Genomic DNA, 16,262 nt, shown 5'->3' with positions numbered 1-16,262 from the left:
GGCCCGTTTTGGCTCACACGCTTGACCAGTCCAGGCCGTGACGACTGCTCAGCAGCACCTCATCAGGGGCGCAACCCAGCACCTGGGCAAAGCTGGCTTGCACCAGCGCGGGGCGGTTGTTGTGTTCGCTCAAATGGGCGCCGACGACGGTGTGCAAGGCAGGGTGGCTCAACGCTTTCAATGCAGCGGCGGCTTGGGGGTTGCTCAGGTGCCCGTGCGATCCGCCTACGCGCCGTTTGAGAAACGGCGGGTAATGCGAATCGGCCAGCAAATCAGGGCAGTGGTTGCTTTCCAGCAATAAGGCGTGGCAGTTTGCCAACTGTGCCAGCGCATGCGCAGTGACGTGGCCCAGATCGGTCAAGATGCCCAGGCGGCGGTTGCCGTCAGAACACGTCAGTTGTAGTGGTTCGCGCGCGTCATGGGGCACGGTGAAGGGATGCAGTTGCAAGCCGCCGATATGCACAGTTTGTCCGTCACTGCAAAGGTGAACAGGTGGCGGCGCAGCAGGTGTTTGATTGAGGAGCGGCTTGGGTTTTGAGGTTTTGGGTGCCAGTGCGCCCCAGGTGCCTGCGCTGGTCCAGATGGGCACACGCCAGCGGGCGGACACAGCGAGCGCACAACCGGTGTGGTCGCCGTGCTCGTGGGTGAGAAAAATGCCGTCCAGTTGCGCGGGTGACAGGTTCAACTTACTGAGGCGGGCGTTCAACTGGCGCTCGCCCAAACCACAGTCGATCAGCACGCGCGTGTGGTGGGTGCCATCAAAGGCTTCGACCAGCGTGGCATTGCCCTGGCTGCCGCTGGCCAGGCTGCAAAAGCGCAGCATGTGTGTGGGTGGGCGCGTAGAGGTGGCGCGTTCTTGGCAGCGTTTACTTCAGCTCGTCGGCCAGCACCTTGACGATGCGCTGGGCATCGGCCTGTGGTGCGGGGCCACCGGCATCGCTGAGCACGGTGACGGTGCTTTGCTGGCCTGTGGTTTGAACCGAAACCTGGTATTTGGAGGTTGGTAGCTGGGGCGCAGGAGATCCAAAGATGCGGCCAAACAGCGAGGCTTCTTTTTTCTCGACGGTGGGATCGACGTAGCGCACAAAGTACAGGCCCTTGCTGCGGTCACGGTCCTCGACGGTGAAGCCGGTGCGGTCCAGCGCCAGGCCCACGCGACGCCAGGCGCGGTCAAAGTCGTCGCTTAAGGAGACGGCAGGTGCGCCACCAGGCAGGGCCACAACGTTGGAGGTGGATGCTGCTGCCGCAGCGGGGCTGGCACCTGCGGCCATCAGGGCCTGGGACTGCTCTTGCGAGACGCCCAGCTTGACCATCAGGCGGCGCAAGAATTCGGCTTCCAGCTCGGGGTCGGCGGCGCGCGGCTGCCACACGGTCTGGTCGCGCCGGGCCGATGAATACACCTCTTCCATGCCCCGGTGGGTGATGAAAATGTCGGTGCCGCCATCGGCATTGCGTTCCATCCGGGTGCGAAAGCGGTCACGCTCGCCAGTGGAGTACAGCGAATCGAACACCTTGCCAATGGTGGTGCGGATGATGTCCTGCGGGATCTTGGCGCGGTTTTCGGCCCAGTCGGTTTCCAGCAGGCCGATGTTGCGCTGGTCGATGGCCAGCAAGAAGCCGTTTTCCAGCCAGAAGTCGCGCGTCGGCCCCCACACTTTGTCGGCCGGGCGATCCACGCGTAGCCAGCGCTCGTTGCCCTGGCGCATGAAGTGCACATCGCCGATCTGGTTGTTCGCCGTGGGTGTGCCCGCAGTGGTGGCAGCGGCCTGACCGGCTTCATAGCTGCTGGCGGTGACGGTGCCACCGGGCACGTTGTAACGCGACTGGCCGGGCAGTTGGGTCAAATCGGGCGGCACTTCGAGTGAGGTGCCTTGGCCTGCGCTTTTGTAGTCGATCTTGTCAGGCTCCAGCACCGAGCAGCCGCTGACGGCCAGCAGCGTGGCGACGCTCAGGGTCGTCAAGCCGGGGGGGATATCAAACTTGGGTTTCAACATATTTTCCAATCGAAATCAGGCTCTAGCGCAATGGCAGAAAGCCTAACAAGCTATCAAAAGAGGAACAGTTTTGCGGCGACCATTACAGCAGGCCCGCGTCGCGCAGGGCTTGCTCAACCACCGGTTGGTTGGCGGGCGACAGCGGTGTCATGGGCAGGCGCATGGTGGGGCCGCACAGGCCCATGCGGGCGACGGCCCATTTGACGGGGATGGGGTTGGCCTCGACAAACAGGTGTTTGTGCACGGGCATCAGTTTGAGCTGGATCTGCATGGCCTTGGCACGGTCACCCGTCATGGCGGCCACGCACAACTCGTGCATCAGGCGCGGCGCAACGTTGGCGGTGACGCTGATGTTGCCCTGGCCGCCGCACAACATCAGCGCCACAGCCGTGGGGTCGTCGCCCGAGAGCACGGCAAAGTCCTTGGGCACGTCGCGGATCAGCCATTGCGCGCGCTCGATATTGCCCGTGGCTTCTTTGATACCGACGATGCCCGGCACCTGGGCCAGGCGCAGCACCGTGTCGTGCTGCATATCGGCCACGGTGCGGCCCGGCACGTTGTACAACACCATGGGCAAGTCGCCCACGGCTTCGGCGATGGCTTTGAAATGCTGGTACTGGCCTTCTTGCGTGGGCTTGTTGTAGTAGGGCACCACCTGCAACTGACTGTCGGCCCCTACTTTTTTGGCGTAACGTGCCAGCTCGATCGCCTCGGCGGTGGAATTGGCACCGCAACCGGCCATCACGGGCACTCGCCCTTGGGCTTGTTCGACCGCCACGCGGATGATCTCTTGATGTTCCTCGACGTTCACAGTGGGTGATTCGCCCGTGGTGCCCACCACGCCAATGCAGTCGGTGCCCTCGGCTATGTGCCAGTCGATCAGTTGGCGCAGGGCGGGGTAATCCACACTGCCGCCCTCCAGCATGGGGGTGACCAGGGCGACGATGCTGCCAGTAATGGGTGTCATGGATGGCGTGAAATGTGGCACAAAACAACTATTTTAGTGTGCGGTTCAACACGGTGCGTTGAAAGGCATGGGTGTGTTTTTTTCAGACCGCTTGCAATGGATAACGTGCGGGCGAAGCCTGCGGTTGATCGGACAGGCGCACGGCGGCAATGCGCTGCACAAAGCGCGCTGGCTTGGATAAAAAACCATCTTCATAAGCCACCATGCGCCAGTTTGGCGCTGCGCAAGCGGCCAGCAGCTCGCCCGGGCGCAGTAAAAAATCAGGGCGCGAGGGCTTGCCCACGGTTTCGTTGCCGACAGCGAAGGTTTCGTAAATCAGCACGCCGCCCGGTGCCACGCTGGCCAGAATTTGCGGTATCAATGGCCTCCACAGGTAGTTGGTCACCACCACACCGCCAAACTGTCTGCCCGTCAGCGGCCAAGGGGCGTTTTCAATGTCGGCCTCAATCAGCTCGCCAACGTCCGCCAAGCTGGCCAAGGCAGCACCATCACGGTCTACCCCCGTCACTGGATGGCCTTGGTTTGCCAGCCAATGCAAATGGCGGCCTGAACCGCAGGCCACGTCCAGCACCGCCGTGCCGGGGGCGATCAAATGCGCCCAGCGGATGAGCCAGGGGGAGGGTGTAGCAGAAAATGTCGCGAGGGGAGGTGCGTTCGTACAGGGCATGGCTTACCAACAGGGGGCGTTGACAGGCGCTACGTCGCCAGCCGCGTCTTCAGGCGGACCACTTTGGTGAGCAAGAAGGCCGCCAGCAAAGCGTGTGCCAGCGCCACAATCAGTGCAGTCCAGCTATTTTCATAAACCGGCATCACCAGCACCAGGGCTGGGCGCGTGGCTTCGCCGCTGAGGATCAGCGGCAACAACAGCCACGCCACCAGCATGTAGAGCAAGAAAACCGCCGTGGCGCTGCGTGCGCGCACAGAAAACCCGATGCACAGCGCCATCATGCAGTCCCGCATCAGCAACAGCAGCAGTACTGGCAGACTGGCTTGCAAAAAATCCAAGACTGACCCCAAGTCGCTCCATGGCAGCAGCAGTGTGAACAGTGCTGCCAGAGTCAAAGTGGTTGGCCACAATGGCAGCGACTGAATGGCGGCTGACCAGTCGCCCGAGCGTGCATCGGCCACCAGCCGCTTCCAGGTGGGCAGCGAAGCGCGCTCTTGCAGCAGGGCCAGATAAGTCATGCTGGAGGCGACCACAAAGCCCACCGCTGCGAATAGGGGCCAGGTGATGTCGGGCATGAGGCCCGCGATGTAGATGGTCGCGATCAGCCCCAGAGTCAGCCAGCCCCAGGGCCATTGCCGCACCAGCAAGGCCCGGGCCATGCTGCGCCAAGCGGCAGTCAGTGCACAAATGCAGGCCAGCGCCGCACTGGCTAGCAGAAATTTGAGGGCGCTGGTTGTCAAACCATACCACTGCACCGATTCATCCAGGCGCGAGCTTGAAGTGCTGATGAAGCCAAGCAACCATGGCACAACCAGCAGCAATGCCAGCCATGTGAAGGCCCGGCCTTGGCGTGTGCCGCCGTGTTCGGCGGCCACCAGGCTGAACGTCAAAGCCAGCGCTTGCGCGGCCAGACCCACCAAAATGCCCAGCACGGTCAGCAGGGCGCTCTGGAGCAGCGGCATTGACGCTGGCTCAAGCGTCACCGCAATAGCCCAGCAAAACAGGCTGCCGTACCAGGCAAACAGCGTCGATCCCAGCAGCTTGCCCCAGGCCATGGGCCAGGGCTGCATGGCGCACAGGCGTTGCTGGTCCCAGGTTTGTTCCAGCAGTTCATCGGTCACGCTGTTGGCGGCTGCGCCCACACCAATGCCTGCGGTCATCAGCACAAAACCCACTGCGCCCAAGTTGCTCACTGCCTCCAGCGAACTGTCTGACAGCACGTAAAAGGCCAAAGCTGCCAAAAGTATCACCATCGGCATGCCAAGGAGTCGGCTGATTGAAAAACGCAACCACAGTTGCCGTTGAAACTCCGGGTTCATGCTGCGGGTGCCTCTGAGTTTGTTTGGTCGCGGGTTGGCTTGCTGCTGCCTGTGTTTTCGTTTGCGGTGTTTTCGCCTGCGCGTTGTTTTTGCAAGCTGCGCAGATACGAGGCTTGCAGGTCTTCCTGAATGCGCTCGGCGGCCACCAGTGCGTGGCCACCAACCACCAGTTCCCGAATGATGGTGGCCATGGCGTCCAGATCGTCATGCAGAAAAAATTCCAGCCTGTCGGCCCCCACCGTTGTCAAATCTTCAACTTGTGGATGCTGACGCAGCCATTGCAGCGCTGGCTCCAGGCTGGAGCGAAGCTGTAGCCGGTAGTGCAGTCGCGTCTGCGGCCCATCTTTGGGTGTTGCGCCAGCCAATGAGGAACCCAGCGCACGCAACTCCAGCACCTGCCCCTGGTTGAGCGCCAGCATGTGGGTGCAGTAGGCATCCAGCTCGGCCAGGATGTGGCTGGACACCAGCAGGCTCATGCCGTCTTGTCGCAGTTGTGTGAATAGCTGCGCCAGATCGGCACGCGCCTCCGGGTCCAGCCCGCTGGCCGGTTCGTCCAGCAGCAGCACTTGGGGCTGGTGAATGATGGACTGGCCAATCGCCAACCGCTGGCGTTGCCCGCGCGGTGGTGCAGCTTGTCAGACAGTTTCAGGCGCGCCAACGTGTGTTGTACCGCATCGTCCACGGCACTGAACGCCAGCCCTTGTGAACGCGCGGCATATTGCAGGCATTGCTGCACCGTCAGGTCGCTGTACAGCCCAAAGTGATCGGGCAGATAGCCCATGATGCGGTGTACCTGACGGGGATGCTTGCGCACTGACAGGCCGCCCACCACCACCTCGCCCGCTACCGGAGTTTCCAGCCCCGCAATGCAACGCAGCAGCGTGGTTTTGCCCGCCCCATTGGGGCCGACCAACGCCGTCACGCTGTGGCGCGGGATGGTGGTCGATATATGCCGCAGTGCGCGCAAGTCCGGGTAGTCGTAAGTCAGATGATTGATCTCGATGATGGGTGGTGTGCTCATGTGATGCGATGGCTGGAAATCAAGCGGGCTACAGCGTAAACCTGTATGTGCTGACCTTTTTTGCGAGTTTAGAAGGCAGTCTCCACAGCGAATTACAGCAAACGGCTGCGGCTGCGGGGTAATCTGTAATTACATACAGTAATTATGGATTGGCGCGCTAGAATATACGGTTATGGCAACGCAATCCGCATCGTCCAACACGGGCTATTCTGAAGGCTCGATCCGTGTGCTCAAGGGGCTGGAGCCTGTCAAACAGCGCCCGGGCATGTACACCCGCACCGACAACCCGCTGCACGTCGTGCAAGAGGTGATCGACAACGCTGCTGATGAGGCGCTGGCGGGCTACGGCAAAAAGATCAAGGTCACGCTGCATGCCGATGGCTCGATCAGCGTGGAAGACGATGGCCGGGGCATTCCGTTTGGGCTGCACCCTGAAGAAAAGGCCCCAGTGGTCGAGCTGGTGTTCACCCGTCTGCACGCCGGTGGCAAGTTCGACAAGGGATCGGGCGGGGCCTACAGCTTTTCAGGCGGGTTGCATGGTGTGGGCGTGAGTGTGACCAATGCTTTGTCCAAGCGGCTGGAAGTGAGCAGCTACCGCGAAGGCCAGGTGGCACGCATCGTGTTTTCGGGCGGTGACGTGGTGGAGCCGCTTGCGGTGCGCCCCAGTCAGGGCAGCGCCGAAGGCGACCGCAAGCAGGGCACCAGCGTGCGTGCCTGGCCCGATGCCCAATATTTTGAATCGGCCGCACTGCCGCATGGCGAGCTGGTACACCTGCTGCGCAGCAAGGCGGTGCTGATGCCCGGCGTGACGGTGCAGTTGATCGACGAGAAGAAAAAAGACACTCAGAGCTGGCAGTACAAAGGCGGCCTGCGCGACTATCTGGAACAAACCTTGCCCGCCGACACTGTGATTCCAGTCTTCGAGGGTGAGGGCTACGCCGGTAAAGACGCCGAAGCCTTTGCCGAAGGCGAAGGCGCGCAGTGGGCGGTGGCGTTTACTGAAGACGGCGCGCCGGTGCGCGAGAGCTACGTCAACCTGATCCCCACCAGCGCCGGTGGCACCCACGACAGCGGCCTGCGCGATGGGCTGTTTCAGGCTGTCAAGAGCTTTATCGAGCTGCATGCGCTGCTGCCCAAAGGCGTCAAGCTGATGCCTGAAGACGTGTTCGCGCGCGCCAGCTACGTGCTCTCAGCCAAGGTGCTGGATCCGCAGTTCCAGGGCCAGATCAAGGAGCGGCTGAACTCGCGCGATGCGCTGCGGCTGGTGTCGGGCTACGTGCGCCCAGCGCTGGATCTGTGGTTGAACCAGCATGTCGATTACGGCAAAAAACTGGCCGAGCTGGCCATCAAGGCCGCCCAAACCCGCCAGCGCGCCGGCCAAAAGGTGGAAAAGCGCAAGGGCAGCGGCGTGGCCGTGCTGCCAGGCAAGTTGACCGACTGCGAAAGCCGCGATATCGCCTTGAATGAAGTGTTTCTGGTCGAAGGTGATTCGGCGGGAGGCAGCGCCAAAATGGGGCGTGACAAAGAGACGCAGGCCGTGCTGCCGCTGCGCGGCAAGGTGCTCAACACCTGGGAGGTCGATCGTGACCTGTTGTTCAAAAACACCGAGGTGCACGATATCTCGGTGGCCATTGGCGTCGATCCGCATGGGCCGGATGCGCAAGTGGATTTGACGGGGCTGCGTTACGGAAAGATCTGCATCTTGAGCGACGCTGATGTGGACGGCTCGCACATCCAGGTGCTGCTGCTGACACTGTTTTTCCGCCACTTTCCCAAGCTGATCGAGGCGGGACACGTGTTTGTGGCGCGCCCGCCGTTGTTCCGGGTGGATGCCCCGGCACGCGGTAAAAAACCTGCGGCCAAGATGTACGCGCTGGATGAAGGCGAGCTGACCGCCATCCTCGACAAACTGCGCAAGGACGGCGTGGCTGAAGGCAAATGGACCATCAGCCGCTTCAAGGGGCTGGGTGAAATGAATGCCGAGCAGTTGTGGGAAACCACCCTCAACCCCGACACCCGCCGCTTGATGCCGGTGCGCCTGGGGGCATTTGATTTCAGCCAGACGGCAGCCGAGATGACCAAGCTCATGGGCAAAGGCGAAGCCGCTGCCCGGCGTGAGCTGATGGAGCTGCATGGCGATGCGGTGGAGCTGGATATCTGATGCGGCTGCCACACATGGTTTTGGCAAGTCATTTAAGGCATTGGCGCTTTGCATGGCTTGCTTTTTTACTATCGTTATCAAGTTTTCAGGCGCAAGCTGACCTGTGGGCCTGGGTGGACGGGCAGGGCACCACGCACTTTGCTGCCAGCCAGGTGGATGAGCGCTATCGCCTGTATTACAAGGGCAACGACGTGGCCCGCCTGGATTTGTCGGGCGGTATGGCGGCGGGGCTGCAAGGTGGGGGCCGTCAAGCGCAAGATGCCCAATCGGGCAACGCATTGACCAGCGCATCGACGAAATGGGTCATGCCCAAGCGCTTTGCCCGCCTGGATGCCTCAAAAAGCTATCAGGCGGTGCACAAGCATTTGCAAGCCGCGGCCAAAGCGCACAAACTGGATGTCGCGTTGCTCAAGGCCGTGGTGGCGGCTGAGTCGGGTTTTAACGCCGACGCTGTATCGCCCAAAGGTGCCGTGGGGCTGATGCAACTGATGCCAACCACCGCCGAGCGTTATGGCGTGGTGGCCGACAAAGCCCCGCGTCTGGGCCGCAAAGGCCAGCCGCTGCCTGTGCGCAGCGTGCAAGACAAGCTGACTGACCCACGTACCAACATCGACGCCGGGGCGCGTTACCTGGCCTATCTGATCCGGCTGTTCAAAGGCCAGCTCGATCTGGCGCTGGCCGCCTACAACGCGGGCGAGGGCGCGGTGCAGCGCGCGGGCAACCAGATTCCCAATTACCGCGAGACACAAGGCTACGTCAAAACCGTGCTGGGGCTGTACGCCGCTTTCAAGCCGCCCGTGGCGGTGGCGAGCGCCAAGTCAGCAGGCGTGGTGACCAAAGAGGCCATGACGGTGGCCGCGCGCCGCTCTGGCCGGGTGCGGGTGGAACTGGCAGGCGCTGCGCCGCGCAGTCGTAAGGCGGTAGTGGCCGATTCGGCGGTGGATGCAGTGGCCGATGCAGTGCCCCAGAAGGCTACCGACGCTTTGAGCAAAAGCACAGCAGCCAGAGACCGCACCTTGTAGCGGGCAGCGCAGCCATACCGGCCTTTTGCTTTTTCAGTTGTCTTTTTATTTTTCAATTTCTGTTTTTGCAGTGACTTCATGAGTGATCAAACGGTTCTGGATATGAACAGTGGCGGTGGTGGCTTGGACGACGATCTGGCCCTGGCCACCTACGCCCAGCGGGCTTACCTGGAATACGCCCTCAGCGTGGTCAAGGGCCGCGCGCTGCCTGATGTGTGCGACGGCCAAAAGCCCGTGCAGCGCCGCATCCTGTACGTCATGGACCGCATGGGCTTAGGGTACGGCGGCGCGGGCGGTAACACGGCGGCCACGCCGGTCAAAAGCGCGCGCGTGGTGGGCGACGTGCTGGGCAAGTTTCATCCGCATGGCGATACGGCGGCGTACGACGCGCTGGTGCGCATGGCGCAGGACTTTAGCCTGCGCTATCCGCTGATCGACGGTCAGGGCAACTTTGGCAGCCGCGACGGCGACGGTGCTGCCGCCATGCGTTATACCGAGACGCGGCTGGCCAAAATCGCCCGTCTGCTGCTCGATGAGGTTGACATGGGCACGGTCGACTTCGTGCCCAACTACGACGGCCGCGAGCAAGAGCCACGCCAGTTGCCTGCGCGGCTGCCGTTCGCGCTGCTCAACGGTGCCAGCGGTATTGCCGTCGGCATGGCCTGTGAAATCCCCAGCCACAACCTGCGCGAGGTGGCCGATGCCTGCGTGGCGTTGGTCAAAACCCCCAAACTGTCCGAGGACGAACTGTTCGGCCTGCTGCCCGGCCCGGACTACCCCGGTGGCGGCCAGATCATCAGTGCCCCCAGCGACATTGCCGACGCCTACCGCTCAGGTCGCGGCAGCCTGAAGGTGCGCGCACGCTGGAAGATCGAGGACCTGGCGCGCGGCCAATGGCAACTGGTGGTGACCGAGCTGCCGCCCGGCACCTCGTCGCAGAAGGTGCTCGAAGAGATCGAAGAGCTCACAAACCCCAAGGTCAAGAACGGCAAGAAGGCGTTGACGCAGGACCAGACGCAACTCAAAGCCAGCGTGCTGGCAGTGCTGGACGAAGTGCGTGATGAATCCAGCAAAGACGCGGCGGTGCGCTTGGTGTTCGAGCCCAAAAGCCGCACCATCGGCCAGGATGAGCTGGCCCACACCCTGCTGGCGCACACCAGCCTGGAGAGCAGCGCATCCATCAACCTGACCAGCGTCGGCCTGGACGGCAAGCCGGTGCAAAAAAGCCTGCGCCAGATGCTGGTCGAGTGGATCGAGTTCCGCCAGCAGACCATCACCCGGCGCAGCCAGCACCGCCTGGGCAAGGTGCTGGAGCGTATCCACATCCTCGAAGGGCGGCAACTGGTGCTGCTGAACATCGACGAGGTGATCGCCATCATCCGCACCAGCGACGAACCCAAGGCGGCGCTGATCGCGCGCTTTAACCTGACGGAGCGGCAGGCGGACGACATTCTCGACATTCGCCTGCGCCAGTTGGCCCGGCTGGAGGCCATCAAGATCGAGCAGGAACTGGCCGAGCTGCGCAAAGAGCAAGCTGGTTTGGAGGACATTCTGGGTAACCCGTCCAGCTTGAAGCGCCTGATGGTCAAGGAGATCGAAGCCGACGCCAAACAGTTTGCCGACCCGCGCCGCACCCTGATCCAGGCCGAGAAAAAAACCGTGGCCGAGGTCAAGGTGCTGGATGAACCGGTGACGGTGGTGGTCAGCGAAAAAGGCTGGGTGCGCGCCCGCAGCGGCCACGGGCACGACGCGGCGGGTTTTGCCTTCAAGGCCGGTGATGGGCTGTACGGCACCTTTGAATGCCGCACCATTGATCATTTACTGGTGTTCGGCAGCAACGGCCGCGTCTACAGCGTGCCGGTGGCCAACCTGCCGGGCGCGCGTGGTGACGGCCAGCCCATCACCACGCTGATTGATCTGGAAACCGGCACCCGCCCGTTGCACTACTTTGCGGGCAGCGAGCGCACCACGCTGCTGCTGTCTGGCTCAGGCGGTTATGGTTTTCTGGCACGGGTTGAGCACATGCTGTCGCGCCAACGCGCGGGCAAAGCCTTCATCACCGTGGGCGAGGGCGAAGAAGTTTGCCAGCCTTCCATTGTGGCTCTGGATCTAGAGTCAAAACCGGTTTCAGCGCAATCAGGTCAAGTGGTATCAGCTATTGAAAAAATAGCTGCAACGCATGTCGCTTGTGCCTCCGTAGGCGGGCGTATCCTGACTTTTGAGATTAATGAACTGAAGCTGATGGAAAAAGGTGGGCGCGGCCTGACCTTGATTGACCTGGAGCCTAAAGACCGCCTGGCTGGTGCCGCCGCCTACACCCGCAGCGTGCGCATCACCGGCGTGGGCCGTGGCGGCAAGCCGCGCGAAGAGCAGCTTGAAATACGCAGCCTGAACAATGCCCGCACCGCGCGCGCGCGCAAAGGCAAAGCGGCCGATCTGGGCTTCAAGCCCAGCGGTATCACGCGCGTCGAATGATGGATGGCGGCATTTCACCCATCGCCATCATCCTGATGCTGGTGTGCGCCGCAGGCAGCTTTGCGCTGGGCCGCTGGCTGTCGCGCGGCTGGCGATCCAAGCGGCGCGACAAAGACATCGCCGCCGCCCGTGCGGCTGAAACCCGCCAGCAGCGCCGGGCGCGCGAGCGGCGTGAGCGCGATTGAACCCAGTGTCCTGAGTTGTAAGTTCGTTGAAATGAGAAATTTACCGACATCGGTACCAGACAAGGCGCAAAACGCAGCGATACCGGGCGGTATAGCGAGGCTTTGCAACGCCGCATGGTGCCGATTCTCGGTGGATTTGTTCAACGAATTTGCAATTCAGGACACTAGATCCAGCAGTTGACCGCTTGAGTTTTTCTTGAAAGCCGCATGAATACACAACTTTCTGCTTTTTTCCACGCTCACCTTGGAGGTCAAGGCGGACCGCACCCACTGGCACTGCGCTCGCCGCGCCATGCAGCGTTGCTCGTCCTTGCGAGCAGAAAGCCCGCAGCGTCCTCGCGTCTTGCCTGGCACGCCGATCACAGCACCATCGGATGCGTCCAGCTGCCGGATCTAGGTTGAAAGAAAGCACCACATGCACATCACACGCCGTCACCTGGGCTTGATGTTGGCACTGAATATAGGGATTGCCTCGGCCAGTGCGCAATCGCAAACCACGCCACCAACTTGCGAAACGCCAGTGTATCTGGCGTTCGAAACTGGCTCGATGGATGTGGCACCCATGGTGGCTGTGATACTGCGACGCCAGCAGGTGCGGGTTACCTTTTTAGGATCGGCTGCGCGCACGGTCCGCGGCGACAGCCTGGACACCCACTGGGCACCCTGGTGGAAGGCGCGTGGTGGCGAAGGCCATGCCTTTGCTTCGCGCACGCGCGACGAAGTTCACTGGCTGGGCGATGAACGCGGTGTGCCGCCGCAGTTCCGGGTACGGCCCGCGACAGGGGCTTTTGCTGGCCGCACCTTTACCTGGAGCGCGGCCAAGTACTGCGACAACATCCAACAGGCGGCCGACCGACTGAGCTATGTCACCGGTGTGCCAACGCTGTCGCTGTTCAGGGCACCGGGCGGGCGCACGTCACCCCGGCTGCTGGAGGCGGCCCGGGCCTGCGGCTGGCAGCATATTACGGCCACGCCGATCGATTTTCCCGGTGGCGCTGCGCCCAGCGCCAAGGGTGCGACCCGGGGGCAGGTCGCACAAACGGTCACCAGCGTGCAGCCCGGCAACGTGCTGTTGACACACCTGGGCATATGGTCGCGCGAGGTACCGCAGATGCCGGTGGGGCTGGATGAGCTGATCGCAGGGTTGAAAGAGCGCGGCTTTTGCTTTCGCACTCTGAACGAACACCCAGACTACCAAGACTGGATAAGCGAACATCGTTGAACCAGCGCATCTGGCCGCTGCTGTTCAATCCATAGAATGGTTGGGCATCCACCACCCATCAGGAGTTCCGTATGGCCAGCATTTATGACACCGATCTACCGCGCACCTCGGCCAACTTTGTCCCCATCACGCCGCTGGCCTTTATTCAGCGCACAGCAGAGGTTTACCCTGACCGACTGGCCATCGTGCACGGCGAGCGGCACCAGAGCTGGGCCGACACCTACCGCCGCTGCCGCCAGTTGGCCAGTGCGTTGCAAAAGGCCGGTATTGGCAAGAACGATACGGTGGCGGTGATGCTGCCCAACACGCCGCCCATGGTGGAGGCACACTTTGGCGTGCCCATGGCGGGTGCCGTGCTCAATGCGCTGAACACCCGGCTGGACCCGGAAGCTGTGGCCTTCATGCTGGACCATGGCGAGGCCAAAGCCGTCATCGTCGATCCTGAATTTGCCAGTGTGATGAAAAAAGCGTTGGCGCTGCGCACATCCAAGACACCGCTGTTGATCATCGACGTGGAAGACGTTTTGTTTGGTGATGGCCAGAAAGTCGGCAGCACCACCTACGACGCCTTTGTGGCCCAGGGCGATGCCGCGTTTGACTGGCAATACCCAGCCGATGAGTGGGATGCCATTGCCTTGAACTACACCAGCGGCACCACCGGTAACCCCAAGGGCGTGGTCTACCACCACCGGGGCGCGGCTACTAACGCTATCAGCAACGTGCTGGAGTGGGACATGCCCAAGCACGCCGTCTACTTGTGGACGCTGCCCATGTTCCACTGCAACGGTTGGTGCTTTCCGTGGACGGTGGCGGCACGCGCGGGCGTCAACGTGTGCCTGCGCCGGGTGGAAGCCAAGGCTATTTTTGACGCCATCCGTCAGCATGGTGTGACCCATTACTGCGGCGCACCCATTGTGCATGGCCTGCTGGTCAACGCACCGGATGATTTCAAGGCTGATGTGCCGTGCGGCGTCAAGGCCATGGTGGCTGGCGCGGCACCACCGGCGTCGATGATCGAGGGCATGGAGCAGATGGGGTTCGACTTGACCCACGTCTACGGCCTGACCGAAGTCTATGGCCCCGCCACCGTGTGCGCCAAGCACGAGTTGTGGGACGCACTGGACATTGGCGAACGTGCCCGTCTCAACGCCCGTCAGGGTGTGCGTTACCACTTGCAGCGGGATGCCCAAGTGCGCAACCCTGAAACCATGGAGCCGGTGCCTATGGATGGTGAAACCATGGGCGAGATCATGTTCCGTGGCAACATCGCCATGAAGGGCTACCTGAAAAACCCCAAGGCCACCGCCGAAGCCTTTGTCGACGGCTGGTTCCACTCTGGCGACCTGGCAGTGCAGTACCCCGACGGCTACATCAAGATCAAGGACCGCAGCAAGGACATCATCATCTCCGGGGGTGAGAACATCTCCTCCATCGAAGTCGAAGACGTGCTCTACCGCCACCCCGCCGTGCTGGCCGCCGCCGTGGTGGCCAAGCCCGACCCCAAGTGGGGTGAAACGCCGTGCGCGTTTCTAGAGTTGAAGCCCGGCGCCGAGGTGACCGAGGCCGACATCGTGGCCCACTGCAAGAAGCACATGGCGGGCTTCAAGGTACCGCGCGCCATCGTCTTTGGCGAGCTGCCCAAGACCAGCACCGGCAAGATTCAGAAGTTTGAGCTGCGCAAGCAGGCCGGCTCGGCCGTAGCGATTGATGTGTGATTGCGCCGTGGCTGCTTTACAGCAGTGCAATGCGCACCACAGATTCTTGTTGCTTGGCTTTTTTGGCGTTGGCGTCGTTCTTCAGCGTGATGTAAAGCGCCTCGCCTGAGGGGGCCAACGCCATGCTGTTGGGGTGGGGTGGCAGCGCGATGGTTTGCAGTTCGCGGTAATGCCGGGTGTCGAACACCGTGAGCGAACCCTTACCTTCATCGACGCGAACGCCACCCCGGTTGGTGACGTACATGCGCTGGCGCTGGGGGGCAAACTTCAGACCAATGGGAACCTGACCTGTGGGCAGGCTCGCAATTGTTTTACCGGTATCGGCATCCAGCACAAAGAAACGGTGGCCACTACTGCGGTGGGTGTATTGGCGTTCCAGATGGTTGTTGCGCCAGTTGTCGCGGTCAATGCCTTGATCGACTCCGAACAGGCGATTGCCTACAGGGTCGTAAACCAGATTCAGCAATTGATCGGCCTCAACTTCCAGTGTTTGGGTGACATGCAAAGTTTGGGTGTCGACCACCATGATTTGGCCTGCCATGTTGGAGACAAACAAGCGGTTTCGTGCTTCGTCGAGCGCAATGCCGACAGCGTTATAGCCAAAGCCGGGCAGGGTTTTCTCCAGCGTGAGGGTTTGGGTGTTGACTACGAACAGCACGCTGTCAAAGCCCAGGCCCAGACCGGGGGCGAATACGCGGTGGTGGCGCTGGTCAATCACCATTTCGCGCAGCTTGTAGGGAAAGTCCTCGGTGATCTTGAAACCTTCCAGCGCCTTAAGCAAAAAGGCAGATCGTTTGTCCGAAAAACCCTTGTCTTTGTACGCACGCTCAAAGTTCACTTTTTCCATCAACGGAATGCGCGCCAGTACTTGGTTGTGCTGGGTGTCGACCACGGCCAGGCGACCGTTGAAGCCCTGGGTGAGGTACAGGCGGTTGGCTTGATCGTCCAGCGCTACGCCAAAGCCCTTACCCTTGAGCGGCACGCGTGCTTGCACCGCCAGTGTGGCGGGGTCCAGGCGCAACAGAGCAGAGCGGCTTTCATCCTGCCAGTCAGGTGCTGACACGAACAAGGCTTGTTGACGGGCGCTGAGGGCCAGCTCCACCACATCACCTGCGACAGGCTGGTGCTGAATGCGGTTTTTGGTGATGGGTGCGTAGGGCGCTGCTGTGGCACCAGTGATGCGGGATGGCGTGTTGCTTTGTGCTGGGGTGGCAGAAGGCACCGTGCTGCAGGCGATGAGGGCAGCTGTGACCAGCGCCACCGTTGTGACAGCAGCGATCATGACGATAGGGCGAAAGGCAAAATCAGACATAAAAGGGCGATGACTTGAGGTGAAGGAAAATAGCCGCTGGTGAGGCGCTTTAGAGCGTGTTCAACGTCTCTGCGCGGGTGCGTGGGCGCGGCCTCGGGCGGTCTGCTGCGTTGCAAATCCTCGCGATACCGCTAGGTATTGCTGCGGTTTGCGCCTTGCAGCCCATCCTGATTCGCATCCCACACCCCGCACGCTGAGACTT

The 16,262-nt window shown here is 61.8% G+C and carries 14 protein-coding genes; 6 read left to right on the top strand and 8 right to left on the bottom strand.

Annotated features, from left to right (window positions below):
* Positions 1 to 13: 13 nt before the first annotated feature.
* The 7 genes from ACK5NW_RS09545 to ACK5NW_RS09515 form a co-directional block, all read right to left on the bottom strand.
* Positions 14 to 823, bottom strand: coding sequence for an MBL fold metallo-hydrolase (locus ACK5NW_RS09545; RefSeq protein ID WP_416927414.1), 810 nt, complete (start codon positions 821 to 823; stop codon positions 14 to 16).
* A 43-nt stretch (positions 824 to 866) separates the two neighbouring features.
* Entirely contained in the window at positions 867 to 1,994 is a 1,128-nt protein-coding gene (gene bamC / locus ACK5NW_RS09540; RefSeq protein ID WP_416927412.1) for an outer membrane protein assembly factor BamC, read from the bottom strand.
* Positions 1,995 to 2,076: 82 nt separating this feature from the next.
* The gene (dapA, locus tag ACK5NW_RS09535) at positions 2,077 to 2,961 is read right to left on the bottom strand and encodes a 4-hydroxy-tetrahydrodipicolinate synthase (RefSeq protein WP_416927410.1); all 885 of its coding nucleotides are present in this window, start codon (positions 2,959 to 2,961) and stop codon (positions 2,077 to 2,079) included.
* A gap of 82 nt (positions 2,962 to 3,043) precedes the next feature.
* Positions 3,044 to 3,628, bottom strand: coding sequence for a class I SAM-dependent methyltransferase (locus tag ACK5NW_RS09530; RefSeq protein ID WP_416927408.1), 585 nt, complete (start codon positions 3,626 to 3,628; stop codon positions 3,044 to 3,046).
* A 29-nt stretch (positions 3,629 to 3,657) separates the two neighbouring features.
* Positions 3,658 to 4,881, bottom strand: coding sequence for a hypothetical protein (locus tag ACK5NW_RS09525; protein WP_416927406.1), 1,224 nt, complete (start codon positions 4,879 to 4,881; stop codon positions 3,658 to 3,660).
* Positions 4,882 to 4,943: 62 nt separating this feature from the next.
* Positions 4,944 to 5,513: a hypothetical protein gene (locus ACK5NW_RS09520; protein ID WP_416927404.1), complete on the bottom strand. Its 570-nt coding sequence runs from the start codon at positions 5,511 to 5,513 to the stop codon at positions 4,944 to 4,946.
* Entirely contained in the window at positions 5,420 to 5,968 is a 549-nt protein-coding gene (locus ACK5NW_RS09515) for an ATP-binding cassette domain-containing protein (protein ID WP_416927402.1), read from the bottom strand. Before ACK5NW_RS09515 ends, ACK5NW_RS09520 begins: the two co-directional genes overlap by 94 nt.
* A gap of 172 nt (positions 5,969 to 6,140) precedes the next feature.
* On the opposite strand from ACK5NW_RS09515, the gene ACK5NW_RS09510 reads away from it, so the two are divergent.
* The 6 genes from ACK5NW_RS09510 (at position 6,141) to ACK5NW_RS09485 (ending at position 14,748) form a co-directional block, all read left to right on the top strand.
* Positions 6,141 to 8,129, top strand: a complete 1,989-nt coding sequence (locus tag ACK5NW_RS09510) for a DNA topoisomerase IV subunit B (RefSeq protein WP_416927400.1) — start codon at positions 6,141 to 6,143, stop codon at positions 8,127 to 8,129.
* A complete protein-coding gene (locus ACK5NW_RS09505; RefSeq protein ID WP_416927398.1) occupies positions 8,129 to 9,151 on the top strand; it encodes a lytic transglycosylase domain-containing protein in 1,023 nt (340 codons plus the stop codon). The genes ACK5NW_RS09510 and ACK5NW_RS09505 overlap by 1 nt, the downstream gene beginning before the upstream one ends.
* Before the next feature lie 78 nt (positions 9,152 to 9,229).
* Positions 9,230 to 11,626 (top strand): DNA topoisomerase IV subunit A, encoded by a 2,397-nt coding sequence (gene parC, locus ACK5NW_RS09500; RefSeq protein ID WP_416927396.1) that lies wholly within the window; start codon positions 9,230 to 9,232, stop codon positions 11,624 to 11,626.
* Entirely contained in the window at positions 11,626 to 11,811 is a 186-nt protein-coding gene (locus ACK5NW_RS09495; RefSeq protein WP_416927394.1) for a hypothetical protein, read from the top strand. Before parC ends, ACK5NW_RS09495 begins: the two co-directional genes overlap by 1 nt.
* Positions 11,812 to 12,226: 415 nt before the next feature.
* Complete coding sequence (locus tag ACK5NW_RS09490) at positions 12,227 to 13,033, top strand: polysaccharide deacetylase family protein (protein ID WP_416927392.1); 807 nt, start codon at positions 12,227 to 12,229, stop codon at positions 13,031 to 13,033.
* A gap of 71 nt (positions 13,034 to 13,104) precedes the next feature.
* Positions 13,105 to 14,748 (top strand): acyl-CoA synthetase, encoded by a 1,644-nt coding sequence (locus tag ACK5NW_RS09485; RefSeq protein ID WP_416927390.1) that lies wholly within the window; start codon positions 13,105 to 13,107, stop codon positions 14,746 to 14,748.
* A gap of 16 nt (positions 14,749 to 14,764) precedes the next feature.
* Here the strand turns inward: ACK5NW_RS09485 and ACK5NW_RS09480 are convergent, their stop codons facing one another.
* Entirely contained in the window at positions 14,765 to 16,060 is a 1,296-nt protein-coding gene (locus ACK5NW_RS09480) for a YncE family protein (protein ID WP_416927388.1), read from the bottom strand.
* Positions 16,061 to 16,262 lie beyond the last annotated feature (202 nt).

This window comes from Ottowia sp., from assembly GCF_047975795.1.
GTDB lineage: Bacteria > Pseudomonadota > Gammaproteobacteria > Burkholderiales > Burkholderiaceae_C > Ottowia.
The sequence above is the reverse complement of the archived record's forward strand: the minus strand, read 5'-3'. Positions and strand labels throughout refer to the sequence as shown.

What these genes read in the sequence shown, in the direction of transcription:
- ACK5NW_RS09545 (WP_416927414.1), bottom strand. Translation starts at nt 823, where the DNA reads ATGCTGCGCTTTTGCAGCCTGGCCAGCGGCAGCCAGGGCAATGCCACG.
- bamC (WP_416927412.1), bottom strand. Translation starts at nt 1,994, where the DNA reads ATGTTGAAACCCAAGTTTGATATCCCCCCCGGCTTGACGACCCTGAGC.
- dapA (WP_416927410.1), bottom strand. Translation starts at nt 2,961, where the DNA reads ATGACACCCATTACTGGCAGCATCGTCGCCCTGGTCACCCCCATGCTG.
- ACK5NW_RS09530 (WP_416927408.1), bottom strand. Translation starts at nt 3,628, where the DNA reads ATGCCCTGTACGAACGCACCTCCCCTCGCGACATTTTCTGCTACACCC.
- ACK5NW_RS09525 (WP_416927406.1), bottom strand. Translation starts at nt 4,881, where the DNA reads ATGGTGATACTTTTGGCAGCTTTGGCCTTTTACGTGCTGTCAGACAGT.
- ACK5NW_RS09515 (WP_416927402.1), bottom strand. Translation starts at nt 5,968, where the DNA reads ATGAGCACACCACCCATCATCGAGATCAATCATCTGACTTACGACTAC.
- ACK5NW_RS09510 (WP_416927400.1), top strand. Translation starts at nt 6,141, where the DNA reads ATGGCAACGCAATCCGCATCGTCCAACACGGGCTATTCTGAAGGCTCG.
- ACK5NW_RS09505 (WP_416927398.1), top strand. Translation starts at nt 8,129, where the DNA reads ATGCGGCTGCCACACATGGTTTTGGCAAGTCATTTAAGGCATTGGCGC.
- parC (WP_416927396.1), top strand. Translation starts at nt 9,230, where the DNA reads ATGAGTGATCAAACGGTTCTGGATATGAACAGTGGCGGTGGTGGCTTG.
- ACK5NW_RS09495 (WP_416927394.1), top strand. Translation starts at nt 11,626, where the DNA reads ATGGATGGCGGCATTTCACCCATCGCCATCATCCTGATGCTGGTGTGC.
- ACK5NW_RS09490 (WP_416927392.1), top strand. Translation starts at nt 12,227, where the DNA reads ATGCACATCACACGCCGTCACCTGGGCTTGATGTTGGCACTGAATATA.
- ACK5NW_RS09485 (WP_416927390.1), top strand. Translation starts at nt 13,105, where the DNA reads ATGGCCAGCATTTATGACACCGATCTACCGCGCACCTCGGCCAACTTT.
- ACK5NW_RS09480 (WP_416927388.1), bottom strand. Translation starts at nt 16,060, where the DNA reads ATGTCTGATTTTGCCTTTCGCCCTATCGTCATGATCGCTGCTGTCACA.